Source organism: Thermococcus sp., from assembly GCF_027008145.1.
Taxonomy (GTDB): Archaea; Methanobacteriota_B; Thermococci; order Thermococcales; family Thermococcaceae; genus Thermococcus.
This window is the reverse complement of the sequence record NZ_JALTCZ010000130.1, coordinates 1-756: the sequence shown is the minus strand read 5'-3', so window position 1 is coordinate 756 and position 756 is coordinate 1. Positions and strand designations below refer to the sequence as shown.

Annotated in this window: 1 protein-coding gene; it reads left to right on the top strand. The window is 55.4% G+C overall.

All coding sequences use genetic code 11. From position 1 onward, the window contains the following. Positions 1-609: type III-A CRISPR-associated RAMP protein Csm3 (gene csm3, locus MVD07_RS06280; protein ID WP_297499765.1), on the top strand; the 609-nt coding region annotated here is incomplete at its 5' end. Positions 610-756: the final 147 nt, after the last annotated feature.

Below are 756 nucleotides of genomic sequence, written 5' to 3'. Positions count from 1 at the left end.
TGCAGGCCCTTGAACGAGGAAAACTGCGGCAGGTTCTTCAACAAGAGGATAAACCGTGGATGGATACACGTCTGTCCCGACTATTCCACCGCAATCAACTGTCCCGTCTGCCGTCTCTTCGGCGCGAGCGGGAAGGAGAGCAACTTTCCCTCAAGGCTTATCGTTAGGGATGCCTTCCTCGCAAAGGACTGGGAGGACAGATGGAGAGCGGGGGAGGAGATAACCGAGGCGAAAATCGAAGTTGGCATTGACAGGGTAACGTCTCAGGCCAACCCGAGAACCAACGAGCGCGTCGTTGCTGGAGCGGAGTTCAAGTTCGAGATAATCTACAACGTCGAGGACTTAAAACAGTGGGAGGACGACATAAAGAACCTCCTAACGGCGATGGCCCTCCTTGAGGACAGCTACCTTGGCGGTTCTGGTTCCAGAGGCTACGGAAAGGTGAAGTTCAGCTTTGAGACATTCGAGTTCAGGAGTGCCGACTATTACCGCACCGGCGAGGAGAAGGAGAAGATAGCCATACCCGTTGGGAAGAAGCAAGTCATTGACGTTCTCAAGGACTTTGATGGCCTCTTCTCGGGGGTGAAAGAAAAGCTGGAGGCAGGGTGATGCCCAGGCTCAGCTTCAAGGCCGTCAGGCTAATTCCCAGGGGGCCTGTAAGAGAGCTTCCCAGGGCGGATACGATATTCGGCGCGATAGGCAATGCTGTGGCGATGCTCTTCGGTGCCAAGGCGGTGGACGAGCTTGTGGAGGGGT